Consider the following 14,606-nt stretch of genomic DNA (forward strand, 5'->3'; position numbering starts at 1 on the left):
AAATGCTCTAAAATTCCGACCATTCCGCTCTATTGCCACCGTTCGCCATCATGCGTTTCGTCTGCTGAGGCGGCGGTGCGCTGGATTCGAATTGGTGGGGTACCGTCGCGGCTGCCATGGTTTTCGCAGTTTGCGTGAGAAGGGCTGCCTGGTGTCCGGTCATCTCCTTCAGTGTGAATTCGCTTACCATATCTCGCAGCCGCTCCGCCTCGCGGGCAAGCGAACTGGCGGCCGCGCTGGCTTGCTCCACCATGGCTGCGTTCTGCTGGGTAACCTGGTCCATCGCATTGACCGCCTGATTGACCTCGGAAAGTCCAGTTGATTGTTCTCGTGCTGCGACCGAGATAGCGGACATATGCTCGTTGATTTGGAGAATAAAACTGCCGATGTTCTTCAGAGCGTCGCCTGCGCCGCGAACGAGAACAACACCGCCCTCGACTTGGGTAGACGAATTATGAATAAGGTCCTTTATCTCCTTGGCGGCCGTTGCTGAACGCTGGGCAAGTTCCCGAACCTCCTGCGCTACCACGGCGAAGCCCTTGCCTGCCTCACCAGCGCGTGCGGCCTCGACGCCGGCATTCAGTGCCAGAAGGTTGGTTTGGAAAGCAATCTGGTCAATGACGCCGATGATGTTTGCAATCTGCTGCGCAGATTCTTCAATTCGACGCATTGCTTCCTCGGCCTCCGATACCACGTTGGCTGAACGGTCAGCGGACATATTGGCCTGACTTGTCACCTGCTGTGCTTCTTGCGTCCGATGAGAAGAATTCTGAACATTGGTCGTAATTTCATCGACAGCAGCAGCGGTCTCTTCAAGAGAAGCGGCTTGCTGCTCGGTACGCCGTGACAAGTCGTTCACGCCTTGCGCAATCTCGCGGGCACCGGTTTCGATTGCCGCCACGCTGTTCAATACCGCGCCCATGGTCGAGCCAAGCTTGCTGATGGACTGGTTGAAGTCGTGACGCAAGGCCTCGAAGTCCGGTGCGAAGGCCTCGGTAAGCTGGAATGACAGGTCGCCATCTGCCATCCGCTTCAAGCCGATAGCCAAACCGGATGTCGCGACCCGCAGGCGCTCAGCAGCTTCTGCCTCGGCTCTGGCTTGCGTCGCAAGACGATCTGCTTCTGCTTGCCGACGATTTTCATCGGCTTCTCTCTCAAGGCGCTTGTTGGTAATTGCAGCCTGTTTGAAGACCTCCAGAGCGTCGGCCATGTCGCCGATCTCGTCATTGCGGCCTTTGCCCGGCACTTCAATGTCAAGTTTTCCATGGGTTAGGCTGCTCATGGCTTCAGCCATTTGAACCAAGGGGCGGCTGATTTTGCGTGAACCGAGGAGTATCGAGATAATGCCGAAAAGAACCGCGAGGCCCAATGCGACATAGGCAACCATCGACGCTAGCCGAGCAGTCGAGAGCGCTTCATTCCCTTCAGCGGTTGTGTCGGAAGCCATATCGTCGACGGCCTGTTGTAGCGTATCACTTGCTTGATTGTATGTATCCAAAGCAGGACCAAAGAAAATTCGCTTGGCTTCATCCAGCTTGCCTTGGTCTTTCAAAGAAGCGACTTCCTTCCAGCTAAGGCTCACTTCGTTCAATTTTCCTTTGAACTTTGCGAAAAACTCTATGTCCGCTGCATCTACGAGAAAGGCTTCGTATTTCTTCATTTCACTCTCAAGTGAATTTGTAGCCTGAGTGAGTGAAGCTTCGAATTTGGGTCTATCTTGCTCAGAGGCATCAAGTACACCGCTTTGTGCGATGCGAAGATCGCCCAGGACAGCGTTCATTTGTCCTATTGTGATGAAAGAGGGCACACGACTTTGTGCGACGATTTCAACTCCGTCGACAAGCCTTGAGAAATAGAAAAGTGATGAAAAGCCCTGAGCGACTGCAACGGTCAACATCAAAACTGTCAGGCCACCGATCATTTTCGCAACAGTCAGCCTCATCACAACCTCACGTATTCCCTGGGTTGTGTGTAAGTATGGGTGTAAAGGTTAAAGGGATCTAAAGTTTCATATTCGAAAATGCGAAAATACTTATTGCGTGTGAAAACTACCTGTTGGGTCCTTAACTTTTCGCCGTTGGTCAGAGCGTTTGAGTGGTCTTAAGAAAGTTGGATCACTCCAAGTCTCAATTTCACGCCTTTTCAGGCGTAAACCGGATTTTACTTTTCCCCGGGACTGCTCCGGGTGTTGCATGACTGTTTGAGCGCTGGCCGGTCAGGTAGGAAATCCAAGCGGTCACATCATGCCGCTTTCACCAATCCTTAGAGGATCTGCAAAAATGTGGCTGTAAGATCTTAGACCTTGGAAGTGCGTCTGCGTTTTGGAACCCGCGCCGCCAGCATCGCCTCTATGTCTGCGGCGGGCAGGGCACGCCCGTAGAGAAAGCCCTGGCCGTAGTCGCAACCCATCAGCCTCAGCGCGATTTGCTGGTCCAATGTTTCAATGCCTTCTGCAATGGTTTGCAGGCCAAGATCGTGGCTTAGCATGATCAGAGCACGCGTGATGGCCGCATCCCGCTGACGGCTCATCAAATCACGTACGAAGCCGCGGTCGATTTTGAGCGTGGTTATTGGGTAGCGCTGTAAGGAGCCAAGCGAGGCATAGCCGGTGCCGAAATCATCGAACGCGATGCCGATGCCGAGTTCCCTCAACTCGCTGATGAGTTCAAACGCGCGATCCTCATCCTCAAGTGTCGCAGTTTCCGTGATTTCCAGCTCAAGCCATTTTGGTTCGATACAATGGCGGGCAGAAAGATCACTGATATGGCGCGGTAAATCGCTACCACGAATCTGCGACGGGAAGAGGTTCATTCCCATTTTGATCGGAGGCAGTCCCTTGGCAATCCACTCGCCCAATTGGCGTGTCGCCTCCTGCATTACCCATGTTCCGACATCGAGGCTCAGCGCGCTTTTTTCCAATGCCGGCAGAAACGCCCCGGGCAAAATCAGGCCGCGTTCTGGATGTTGCCAGCGAATGAGGGCTTCAATGCCCGTCAGTTCACCGGTTTCGAGCAGCACCTGGGGCTGATAGTGCAGAACAAATTGCTGCTTGTTCAAGGCGTCCAGAAGTTCATCGCGCGCCACACGATTTTGCAGAGCGGCTTGGGCTACCGGGCCTTCGTAGGTGACGGCAGTCCTGCCGCCGCCACGCTTGGCATGCATGAGGGCGAAATCCGCATTGGCCAGCCACTCGCGGGCATCGGCGACATTGTCCCGTCTCGCATAACCAAGGATGGGCCGAATCTGTAACCGCATTGTTCCGACATCGAACGGAGCTTCCAGCTCGGTCAGAACCGCCTCACAAAGAACCTGGGCCTCTTCATATGTTTGTGCCGAAGGTACGAGGATGCCGATCTGCTCTTCGGTAAAACGGGATATCAGGCATTCTTTGGACAGGACGCGAGGAAGACGGATGGCGATGTTTTGCAACAGCGTATCGAAGACAGCTTGACCCAGGCGGTCACCGGTTTCGCGCAATCCATCCAATTCGGCCAGAATGACGGTGCCAGCGCGGTGGGTAGCGATATGCTGGTCCAGCAATTCTTCCCAGTGGTGTCGTGTGTTGAAGCCTGTCACCGGATCGTTGTTGGCCAGCCGCAAAAGGCGAGCATCTCTGGCACGGCGTTCGGAGATGTCGTTGATGATCGCGCCAACGCCTAGGCCGTTGGCATCGGTCCAGGCGGAAAGAGTGAGTTCGATCGGGATCTCGGCTCCGTCCTTATGACGTGCAAAAACCTCTACGGTTTTACCGTCCAGGAGGGGGCCATGCGATTTTGAGAGGCGGCTGAAGCCGTGATCATGCGCACCGTGGAAACGCTGCGGTACAATGACGCTCACGTTCTGCCCGATGATTTCCTCACGCTGATAGCCCAAAAGGCGCAGGAGGCTGTCATTGACGAACTTTACCGTACCGGTTCGATCGACGGAAATCATTGAAAGCTCGGTCGCGTTGATGAAGCTGGCCGCCGTATTGGCCGGAAAGCCGTCTTTGCGCGCTTCATAGTGTTCCATCAACAGGCGACCGGCCTGTATCAATCGCGCAGTTCTGGCTGCGCTCCAAGCCTTGCGAGGGCGTGTATCGGCAAAGCACAGCGCACCGAGTACATCGCCATCCGGCGTCGTGAGCGGAACGCCCGCATAGAAACGAATTCTTGGATAGGTTGCAACTAAGGGAAGATCTTTGACGCGCCCATCCAAGGCGGTGTCCAGAATAACCATTGGAGAATTGCTCTCAATGGTTAACCTGCAAATACTGTCCTCGCGCGCGATATCTTTAATGACCGCTCCGCTGCATGCACGGATAATTTGTCGATCATCTGAAATAAGTGATACGTAAACAATCGGAATTTGCGCGATGTTGCATAGAAGATCGCAAAACGATTCTGTGAAGGCATCGTCATAGCTGCGGTCCAGATAGTAGCGGTCGAGCAAAAGCGCTCGCGATTGATTAACCTCTACATTTTTGGGTGCTTGACGCATGCGAAACCCGGCCAGTCCAATGAATGTGAGCTAAATTAACACTTTAAAGCTTAGAAATTGCATAACGGCAGACAGTAAACTGCAAGCTTTCCCGTAGCGATACCATTTCTCATCAATAAGGTTGAAGATGTATTGATTTTGGCTTGATGGACAGAAAGGTTTCTGAGCGGCCGACATAGATAACCGATGCATCGGCCATCTTATCAAGAATGGAAACCAGTTCCTGTTGTGTTTCAGGGTCAAGCGCTTCCAGCGCGTCATCCAGTACAATCCAGCCGGGTTTGACGAGTGCGGCATTGGCAAGCCGAAGCCGCATCTGCTCTTCCTCTTCCAGAACACGTTCCCAGCGGTCGCGATCATCCAGGCGATCTGCCAGTCGCGATAGCCCCACATTGTCAAGGGCCGCGCGCAAGTCTTCGTCGCGATGGGAATCAGCTGGTAGCGGGTAGGTCAAAACTTCCCGCAAAGGAGCATCGGGGAAATAACCCTTTTGCGGAACCAGCAGCATTCGCCCGCTTTTCGGCAGCCGGATTTCGCCTTGCCCCCAGGGCCAAAGACCCGCCAGAGCTTGAAACAGCAGCCGTCTGTTTGCACGCGGATCGCCGTTCACCATCACCCGCTCGCCGGGCAAAATGGTATATTCGCCATCCAGACGCAGTCCGCGATCAGCGCCACTGCCGTTGGGGTTGGGTGTAAGAACGAGATCCTTGAGCACGAGCTCTTCTGTCTCGGCAACTGTGAGCGTGAAGGCCCCTGGCTTCTCCTCCGCTCGGTCCAATTCGATCAAGGCCCGGCGAAATACCGAGACGCGGAAGAGGGCGGCTTTCCAGTCCGCAATCGGGCGGAAGTTATCGATATACCAGCGAAGCGCGGTATTGACCTGATTGAACGCGCCGACCGCCATCATCAAGCCGCCGAAAGAAAGATTTCCGGAAAAATAGACGGGTGCGGCAATCAGGATGGGTGCAATGGCGGTGAGCCAGCCGAAGCCAGCTGATACCCAGGTAAGATTGGTATAGGCCAATGCCAAACGGCGTATGATGGCAAGTACGTTGTCGATTGCGCCGTTGATGCGTCTTTGCTCATTACCTTCCCCTTTGGTGAGGGTGATGGCCATCATGTTCTCGTTGGTCCGCATGAGCGTGAAGCGTAGCTCTGCCTCCTGCGAAAGCTTGCGTGTGTTCAGGATCGGCAGCATGCGACCGACATAATTGCTGAGCAGGGAGGCGGAGCCAGCATAAAGGAGTGCCGCCCAGACCATATAGCCCGGGATGTCGATGCGCTTGCCGTCCAAAGTGAATGAAAAATCCGCCGAGAGTACCCACAGCACGCCGATGAAGCTGATGAGAAGGATGGTTGCGTTGACGAGACCGATGGCCAGTGTGGTGGTCAGCTCAGCCAGGTTACGCGCATCCTCGTGCAGGCGCTGGTCGGGATTGACGCCAATCCTGCCAAGACGGCTCAGGCGCAACGCACGCCGCGGCTTCATCCATTGGTCAACAAGATCGCGGGTCAGCCCCTCGCGCATATAAAGCGCCGTCATCTGGTTCAGCCACGCCTGAATGACATTCAGCACAAGAAGCGAACCGGCGATGATAAAGAAAGCTTTGAGTTGCGTGAAAAACTCCGGCAGGTTGCGCTGTTCCAGTGCATTATAGAAAGGCGTATTCCAGTAATTCAGGCGGTACTGCGCGTAGACCGTTGTCAGAATGATGGTGAGAAGTGCCACGATCAGCGCTAAAACGCGGCCCCGCACCTGCGAGGACCAGAAGGCCCCCGCCATCATTTTCAACTGACTTCCGAAACCAAAATCCGGATAGTTTTCAAGATCGGATCGATCAGCGTTCTGCTCAGTATTTGCCATGCCCTGCATCCACCTGCGGAAACGAAACGTCTCCACCACGCCTATTTATACAGGCAATTGGTAAACCGACCTTGCTACCGTCTCACGGCAAGCTTGCGGCAGGCGGATGTGCTGTTCAGACGTGAAGTTTATCGCCTTCGGCCTGCGGGGCGCTGGCAAGGCTGGCCGCAAGACGTGCCATGCGATTGACCGCTTCTTCCAGAACATCGTCGGGAACAGTCAAGGAAATGCGGATGAAGCCTGCAGCCTGATGCCCGAAAGAGGAACCCGGCATCACGGCGACCTTTTCCTTGCGCAGCAATTCCCAAGCGTAGGCTTCGCCATTCAGTCCTGTGCCGGTTACATCGACCACCACGAACATCCCACCTTCCGGCATCATCGGCTTCAAAAGGTTGCTGCCGGACAGGGTCTTTTCGATAATGGCGGCACGGCGACTGTAATTGGCCTTCATGATGCTTGCTGTCTCGAACGGCTTGGAAAGCGCCAAGGCTGCCATATCTGCGATGAAAGGTTGAACGCCGAAAAGCATGGTTTCCGAAACAGGCAGAAGCCTGGCGCAGAATTCTTCAGGTCCCGCGGCCCAGCCGCTGCGAAAGCCGGGTGCTGCATGGGATTTTGAAATGGAAGAGACGACAATGGTGCGCTCCGCCAGCTCCGGCATGTCGAAAGGAGAGGCGAAATCCGCGCCGAAGATTAGCTGTTCGTAGACTTCGTCGCAAACAATCCAGAGATCATGCTTGCGGCAGATGGCGCCAATGGCTGAGATTTCTGCCGCGGTCAGCACTGCGCCTGTCGGGTTGTGCGGCGTGTTGAGCAACAAGACGCGCGCTTCCGGTGTGATGGCTCTTTCAAGATCGGCAGCTTGCAAATGGAAGCGGTTTTCCGGGCGCAATGGAACGGGGATCAGGTGCGCGCCGGTTGAGGCGATTACGCCTTCATATGTTGCATAGAGCGGATCACCCACCAGAACGCCATCGCCCGCTTCAACAAGGCCTGTCATCACAGCATAAAGTGCACTTTGGGTCCCGGGGAAGCAGAGGAAGTTCTTGTCGGTCACGCCAGGACGACGCGCAGAATATTTATCGACCAAGGCTTTCAGGACGGCTGGCTCACCGCGGCCGTTGGAATAGCGGGTGCGCCCCGCATACATTGCACGTGCGCATTCATCGAGCAGTTCCTGATGGGGGGGAAGATCCGGCTCGCCGATTGTCAGCTCGATGATTGGCTCACCCTCCGCTTTCATGCGGCGGGCTGCGATGTGCAGAGCCCAGCGGCCTGAGCCCAGATCGGCCAAACGGTCGGTGATGGAAGCGTAGCGCATGTATATCTCCTCCGGAACGTGTCAGGCGGAGAGTTCTCCGGGTTTAAGACCGAGAAGACGCTCCACCGAAATGAGAGCTGTTTCTGCCAGCTCGCTTTCGCGGAACATATCTGCCGCCAGCGTGCCTTCCATCCAAAGCCCATCGATGAGGCCGTTTAGCGCGATCGCTTCCCGGCGGCAACGTTCGGAATCGATAACTTCGCCCCGCTCGCGGAAGAAGCTTGAGACCAGATCCTCCAGCGCGTTGAGGAAAATAAGGTAGTTTTCGCGGTGGATGGCGGCTATCGCGGGATCAATGCGGATCTGGCCAATAAAAACGGCCCAGAGCGACAGCATCTTCACATCCGTAACCGGGGGCGTGAGGTTCGCCACGATGAAATCATGCAGCCGCTTGGCGGCGGGCACATCCTGATCCGCAGCGCTCAAGGCAGGCTCCAGCATATCGGCCATGATCTGGCGATAGGCGGCCTGGATCATCTGGTCCTTGCCCTCGAAATAATGACGTATGAGCCCGCCGGTGACGCCAGCACGCGTTGCAATCTGGCGCACAGTTGCGCCCTGAATACCGAATTCGGCGATGCAATCGAGTGTGGCGTTGATCAGATCGTCGCGGCGCTCGTTTTCCGAGGCGCGGTGATAGCTACGGCGGGTCAATCCGGTTTCCCTCTTGCGGCTGCGAACGCAAATACATCGGAACATAGCATCGATCAGACGAGGAGGGGCGTCACTGCCGCGGCCAGAAGCGCAACAATAGACCTCGCCATGGATGCCAAAGCTGAAGATTGTTCAGAAACTGTATTATACGCTTGAGTAATTTATGGACAAGTGCAAAAGTTGCCGCTTAATCCATCGGTACCAGCTCCGTTGATCAAAAACATGCTGGGGGGAATAATCGTTAAGCCAAGACCGGCCATTCAAAGGCTGGCAGTGAAGGTAACATGACGGAACCGGCGCAAGCCATTGAAGTTCGGGATCTCCATAAGCGTTTTGGTCCGCTGGAGGTTCTCAAAGGCGTTTCTCTCACCGCCAAGCAGGGCGATGTGATCGCGCTGATCGGCGGGAGTGGTTCGGGGAAATCTACTTTCCTGCGCTGCATCAACATGCTGGAACTGCCGACGGCAGGTAGCGTGTCGATCCACGGTGAACCCATCGATTTGAAAAGCGATGGTCATGGCGGCCTGATGCCCGCCAACCGCCGCCAGGTTCAGCGCATTCGCACCAAGCTCGGCATGGTGTTCCAGAGCTTCAATCTCTGGCAGCACATGACGGTGTTGCAAAACGTCATTGAAGTGCCGGTCCACGTCCTCGGTCAATCGAAGGATCAGGCTATTGAAGTGGCGGAAGCGCTGTTGCGCCGCGTCGGCCTTTACGAGAAGCGTGATGCCTATCCAGCATTTCTCTCCGGTGGTCAGCAGCAGCGTGCCGCGATTGCCCGCGCGCTCGCCATCCAGCCGCTCGTTATGCTTTTCGATGAGCCGACATCCGCGCTCGACCCTGAACTGGTCGGCGAGGTCTTGAGCGTTATTGGCGATCTTGCCCGCGAAAAGCGCACGATGCTTCTGGTGACGCACGAGATGAAGTTTGCACGGCAGGTGGCAAGCCACGTTATCTATCTGCACGGCGGCGTCATCGAGGAACAGGGGCCGCCAGAAGCCATCTTCGAGAACCCGCAATCTGAGCGGTTGAAGAAGTTCATCAGTTCTATCCACTAAAAACGAAGATAATCTCGAAAGGGGAAATCATGAAGAACATTGTGAAGACAGCCGTTCTGGCGCTGGCACTGGGAGCCGCCAGCCTGACCGCAGCCGTGGCGCAAGACATCAAGGTCGGCGTTGATTCCGGCCCGTATCCACCGTTCAGCTCGCCGGATTCCAGCGGCAAGTGGGTTGGCTGGGAAGTGGAAATCATGGATGCGCTCTGTGCAGAAGCCAAGTTGACTTGCACGCTGACGCCGATTGCCTTTGACGGCCTCATCCCGGCGCTCAACGGCAAGAAAATCGACGCGATCATGAGCTCCATGTCGATCACCGACGAGCGCAAGAAGATGATCGATTTCTCCGATAAATATTATAACACACCATCGGCCATTATCGGCCCGAAGGGCGAGAAGTTTGAACCAACGGCAGAAGGTCTCAAGGGCAAGATCGTGGGCGTTCAGGCTTCCACCATTCACCAGCGCTATGTGCAGGCCCACTTCGGCAAGGCTATTTCCGAACTGAAGGAATATCAGTCCCAGGATGAAGCCAATAGCGATCTGGCAGCTGGCCGTATCGACGCGATCCAGGCCGACCTCATCACGCTCGATTCCTTCCTCAAGACGGATGAAGGCAAAGCTTGTTGCGACCTCAAGGGCAACGTTCAGGATGACCCGGAAATCCTGGGTGCCGGCGTTGGCGTTGGCGTTCGCAAGGATGACACGGCGCTGAAGGACAAGTTCAACGCCGCCATCAAGGCTATCCGCGCCAATGGCACCTACGACACGATTTCGAAGAAGTACTTCGACTTCAACGTCTACGGCAAGTAACTTACCGTAATCGCTGCCGAAGCCCGTCTTTCTGGTGGGTTTCGGCTTTTCGATTGACGCTTCTGCATCCTTTTTCTGGTCGCTTTCCTGCTGTCAGAACATGCTGCATAAGCCCCGGAAAACCGATCGTTCATGGGCCCTACTAGTTTTGACCTGAGCCTGCTTGCCCTTTCTTCACCCGGCTGGGGCGGCGTTTTGCTGCAAGGGCTTTTGATGTCGCTGAAGGTGGCCATTGGTGGCTATCTGCTGGGGCTTTTCATTGGCATCGGAGGAGCAGCGGGGAAGCTGTGGGGCGGTCCCATTCTGCGCGATCTGCTGGCGGTTTACACCACTGTGGTGCGCGGGGTGCCGGAACTCATCCTGATCCTCATACTCTATTATGCTGGCACGGATGCGGTGAACCAGTTGATGGCCGTGCTGGGTTTGCCTGCGGTCGATATCAGCGGTCTGGTAGCCGGTATTTTCGTTATCGGCGTGGTGCAAGGGGCGTATTCGACCGAAGTGTTGCGCGGTGCCATTCTTGCCGTGCCGCCTGGCCAGATCGAAGCGGCTCGCGCCTATGGCATGCCACCGTTGCTGGCGCTTCGCCGCATCACGCTTCCGGCCATGTTGCCTTATGCCATTCCCGGCCTTTCCAACCTCTGGCTCATTGCCACGAAAGATACCGCGCTTCTTGCCGTCGTGGGCTTCGCGGAACTTACGCTGGTCACGAGGCAGGCGGCAGGCACCACGAAGGCCTACCTCATGTTCTTCCTGGCGGCAGGGGTTCTCTATCTATTGGTAACATTGATCTCGAACGTGCTGATCGGCTTTCTTGAGAAGCGAGCCCGCCGTGGCATGACCCGCCCGGAAGGTGCAGCATGAGCGAGGTTACCGGAATTCCCGCTTACGAGCCGCCCAAGGCGCGCAGCCTGTTTGAGCCACATCGAATTTTCCTGATGGCCGTCTTTGCTGGCATCATCTTCTGCATGGTCTGGTTCATGCGGTGGGATTGGTTGCCGCAATACCAGAGCCGTCTGCTCTGGGGCATCTGGGAAACGCTGCTTCTGCTCTTTTCAACCTCTGTGGTTGGCTTCCTGTTTGCCGTGCCGCTTGGCCTCGTTCAGGTTACAGGACCACGGCCTCTCGCTTGGTTGGCGCGGGGTTTTTGCACCCTCATTCGTGGAACACCCCTGCTTTTGCAGCTCTGGCTGCTCTATTACGGGCTGGGGTCGCTGTTTGCGCAGTACCCGGAAATCCGCCAATCCTTCCTCTGGCCCTATCTCAGGCAGGCATGGCCCTATGGTTTCGCAGCGCTGACGATTTCCTTTGCCGCCTATGAGGGTGAGGTTATGCGCGGCGCATTTGCCGGTGTGCCGAAGGGCGAACTGGAGGCTGCCCGCGCCTATGGCATGGGTCGTTTCACCATGTTCCGGCGCATCTGGTTGCCACGGGCTGTCCAGCGCACCCTGCCCACACTGACGGGCGAAACGGTTCTGCAGCTGAAATCAACACCGCTCGTCGCCACGATCACGGTTGTGGATGTGTATGGCGTGATTTCCCGCGTGCGTCAGGATACCTTCCTCACCTATGAGCCGCTGTTGTTCCTGGCACTCATCTATCTCATCCTGACCGGCATTCTGGTCTACGCCTTCCGACTGCTCGAAAAGCGCGTCCCAAATCGAGGGGCGTGAAGGCGTTCAGGCTCCAAGCCACAGTTTGATAATGAGGCCAACGAAGCTGACAGCCAGCACACCCGCAAGCCAGAGGCCAATGAACCAGGCGATCTGCTGAACTTTCTGGCTTGCCATTAGTGATAGCCCTCATCGGGGTTCATTTTGCCTCGGAAGACCCAATAGGCATAAGAGGTGTAGATCAGGATCGCCGGAACCAGGACCGCAGCTCCCACAAGCAGAAAACTCAGGCTCTCATCGGGTGCTGCAGCATCCCAGATGGTGACTGAGGTCGGAACGATATAGGGATAGAAGCTGACCCCGATGCCCGCATAGGCCAGGACGAAGAGGCCAAGCGAGCAGAGAAAAGGCCTCGTGTCCTTGTTGTTGCGGATGCCAGAAAGCACGCCATAAAGGCAGGCAAAAACGAGGAGTGGCACGGTAACCGTCAACAGAGCGCCGGGGAATTTGAACCAGCGATCCAAGTATTCCGGCTTCAACAGGGGCGTCCAGATGCTGACAATACCCATAGCGGCCACGGTTCCGAAAACCGTGAAGAAAGCAAAGTTTCTTGCCCGCTCGGCCAGCTCGCCTTCTGTCCGCATGACCAGCCATGTTGCGCCGAGCAGTGCATAGCCAATCAGCAAGGCCACTCCCGTCATAACGGAAAACGGTGTCAGCCAATCCCACCAGCCGCCTGCATAGGCGCGGTTGACCACCGGAATACCTTGCACGAGAGCCCCGAGCGCCACGCCTTGGGCAAAGGTGGCGACAATGGAGCCGCCCGCAAAAGCCCAGTCCCAGAGCCACTCCGCCCGCTTGGTTCTCCAGCGATATTCGAAGGCCACGCCGCGAAAGATCAGACCCAGCAACATGGCAATCAGCGGCGCATAAAGAGCGGGAAGAATGGTCGCATAGGCCAGCGGAAAGACGGCGAGCAGACCGCCACCGCCAAGCACCAGCCATGTTTCATTTCCGTCCCAGACTGGTGCGACGGAATTCATCATGACATCCCTATCGTGCTTCTGCTGAAAGAATGGGAACAGGATGCCGATGCCAAGATCGAAGCCGTCGAGAACCACATAGGCGAGCACGGCGAAGGCGATGATGGCCGCCCAGATGAAGGGAAGATCAAGCTCCATGATGCGCCCCTCCATGGCGGGTATGGCCCTCTGCAAGGGCGGGTGCCGGGGTGATCCCCGCGCTGCGAATTGGTCCACCCCCCAAGTGGGCATCCGGATCACGCGGCAACCGGCCCATCAGTCTTAGGATATAGAAGGTTCCAGCACCGAAGACGAGAAAGTAGACAATGATGAAGGCGATGAGAGAAGCACCAACGGCAGGCGCTGAGATCGGTGAGATCGAATCTGCCGTCAGCAGGTGACCATAAACTGTGTAGGGCTGCCGTCCCACTTCTGTGGTGATCCAACCCGCCAGAACTGCGATAAAACCGGCTGGTCCCATAACGCAGGCATAGCAATGCAGCCAGGCGTTCTGGTAGAGAGAACCCCGCCAGCGGCAGTACAGGCTGAATAGCCCAAGTCCCAACATGGCAAAGCCGAGAGCGACCATGACGCGGAAGGACCAGAAGACGACCGTGACTGGCGGCTGTTTGTCGCGCGGTATTGTATCGAGCCCTGCTAGCGGAGCATTGAGATCATGCTTCAGGATCAGGCTCGACGCCTTCGGAACCTCGATAGCGTAGTTCATTTTCTGGTTTTCCTGATCGGGTATACCGAAGAGGATCAATGGTGCGCCGTTTGGATGGCTTTCAAAATGGCCTTCCATGGCCATGACCTTGGCGGGCTGATGCTCCAGCGTGTTCAAGCCATGCGCATCGCCTGCCAGAATTTGCAGAGGCGCGACCACCGCAATCATGCCCATGGCCATGGAAAACATAGTGCCTGCCCGCAAAGGGGCCGTGCGACGCAAGAGATGCCATGCGCCAACCGCACCCACCACCAGAGCCGTCGTCAGATAGGCGGCAAGCACCATATGCGTGAAGCGATAGGGGAAGGAGGGATTGAAGATCACCGCCCACCAATCCGCAGGCACGAATTGGCCCTTCTCGTTCATGGCAAACCCTGCCGGCGTCTGCATCCAGGAATTGACCGAGAGAATCCAGGTTGCTGATAACAGCGTGCCAAAAGCCACCATCAGTGTGGCAAAGAAGTGTAACCCTTTGCCCACCCGCTTGCGGCCAAACAGCATCACACCCAGGAAGCCAGCTTCGAGGAAGAAGGCAGAGAGCACTTCATACCCCATCAATGGGCCAATCACCGGCCCGGCTTTATCGGAGAACACGCTCCAGTTCGTGCCGAACTGGTAGGACATGACGATGCCGGAGACCACGCCCATGCCGAATGCAATCGCGAAGATGGTTTTCCAGAAATCGAAAAGCTCGATGTAGATCGGTTTTTTTGTCCAAAGGTGTAGGCCTTCCAGCACCGCAAGATAGCTTGCAAGCCCAATAGAGAAGGCGGGGAAAATGATGTGGAAGGAAACCGTGAAGGCGAACTGAATTCGCGCCAGTAGGATGGCATCGAAGTGCTCGAACATGGCAGCTCTCTTTCCGATCGAAAAACACACAGATCGACCTTGTTGAGCAGTATGTAATCGCAAGCTGAAGTTCGGCAATGGTTAGTTTGGTCGCATTGACGAAAGGTCGCAGAGCATCCGATGCGAAAGAAAGGGCGCCTCCTTAGGAAGGAGACGCCCCGAGGGGGGAGGTTCTATGACGCTGTCGCGAGGCGCCTTGTGCCTCGC

Annotated in this window: 11 protein-coding genes; 4 read left to right on the forward strand and 7 right to left on the reverse strand. The window is 56.2% G+C overall.

All coding sequences use genetic code 11. The features are described 5' to 3' along the window. Positions 1-7: 7 nt before the first annotated feature. The 5 genes from AC0JZ1_RS03780 to AC0JZ1_RS03800 all read right to left on the reverse strand — a co-directional run bounded on the left by AC0JZ1_RS03780 (position 8) and on the right by AC0JZ1_RS03800 (position 8,318). The gene (locus AC0JZ1_RS03780) at positions 8-1,942 is read right to left on the reverse strand and encodes a methyl-accepting chemotaxis protein (protein ID WP_471881102.1); all 1,935 of its coding nucleotides are present in this window, start codon (positions 1,940-1,942) and stop codon (positions 8-10) included. A 353-nt stretch (positions 1,943-2,295) separates the two neighbouring features. Beyond that, positions 2,296-4,479 (reverse strand): putative bifunctional diguanylate cyclase/phosphodiesterase, encoded by a 2,184-nt coding sequence (locus AC0JZ1_RS03785; protein ID WP_471881103.1) that lies wholly within the window; start codon positions 4,477-4,479, stop codon positions 2,296-2,298. Positions 4,480-4,591: 112 nt separating this feature from the next. Next, entirely contained in the window at positions 4,592-6,343 is a 1,752-nt protein-coding gene (locus tag AC0JZ1_RS03790) for an ABC transporter ATP-binding protein/permease (RefSeq protein ID WP_471881104.1), read from the reverse strand. Positions 6,344-6,458: 115 nt separating this feature from the next. Further along, entirely contained in the window at positions 6,459-7,664 is a 1,206-nt protein-coding gene (locus AC0JZ1_RS03795) for a pyridoxal phosphate-dependent aminotransferase (RefSeq protein ID WP_471881105.1), read from the reverse strand. A 21-nt stretch (positions 7,665-7,685) separates the two neighbouring features. Further along, positions 7,686-8,318, reverse strand: a complete 633-nt coding sequence (locus AC0JZ1_RS03800) for a TetR family transcriptional regulator C-terminal domain-containing protein (protein ID WP_471881106.1) — start codon at positions 8,316-8,318, stop codon at positions 7,686-7,688. 284 nt (positions 8,319-8,602) lie between these two features. Between AC0JZ1_RS03800 and AC0JZ1_RS03805 the strand changes: the two genes are divergently transcribed. The 4 genes from AC0JZ1_RS03805 (at position 8,603) to AC0JZ1_RS03820 (ending at position 11,861) form a co-directional block, all read left to right on the forward strand. Then, positions 8,603-9,376, forward strand: a complete 774-nt coding sequence (locus AC0JZ1_RS03805; RefSeq protein WP_471881107.1) for an ABC transporter ATP-binding protein — start codon at positions 8,603-8,605, stop codon at positions 9,374-9,376. Between the two features lie 29 nt (positions 9,377-9,405). Beyond that, positions 9,406-10,188, forward strand: coding sequence for a transporter substrate-binding domain-containing protein (locus tag AC0JZ1_RS03810; protein WP_471881108.1), 783 nt, complete (start codon positions 9,406-9,408; stop codon positions 10,186-10,188). Positions 10,189-10,320: 132 nt separating this feature from the next. Further along, positions 10,321-11,052: an ABC transporter permease gene (locus AC0JZ1_RS03815; protein WP_471881109.1), complete on the forward strand. Its 732-nt coding sequence runs from the start codon at positions 10,321-10,323 to the stop codon at positions 11,050-11,052. Next, positions 11,049-11,861 carry an ABC transporter permease gene (locus tag AC0JZ1_RS03820; protein WP_471881110.1) on the forward strand — a complete coding sequence of 271 codons (813 nt, stop codon included), beginning with the start codon at positions 11,049-11,051 and terminating at the stop codon, positions 11,859-11,861. Before AC0JZ1_RS03815 ends, AC0JZ1_RS03820 begins: the two co-directional genes overlap by 4 nt. Before the next feature lie 116 nt (positions 11,862-11,977). On the opposite strand, the gene cydB is transcribed toward AC0JZ1_RS03820, so the two are convergent. Both cydB and AC0JZ1_RS03830 read right to left on the reverse strand, forming a co-directional pair. Beyond that, on the reverse strand, positions 11,978-12,982 hold the full coding sequence (gene cydB / locus AC0JZ1_RS03825; protein ID WP_471881111.1) for a cytochrome d ubiquinol oxidase subunit II: 1,005 nt from the start codon (positions 12,980-12,982) through the stop codon (positions 11,978-11,980). Then, positions 12,972-14,399: a cytochrome ubiquinol oxidase subunit I gene (locus tag AC0JZ1_RS03830; RefSeq protein WP_471881112.1), complete on the reverse strand. Its 1,428-nt coding sequence runs from the start codon at positions 14,397-14,399 to the stop codon at positions 12,972-12,974. The genes cydB and AC0JZ1_RS03830 overlap by 11 nt, the downstream gene beginning before the upstream one ends. Positions 14,400-14,606 lie beyond the last annotated feature (207 nt).

Source organism: Affinirhizobium capsici (assembly GCF_977018625.1).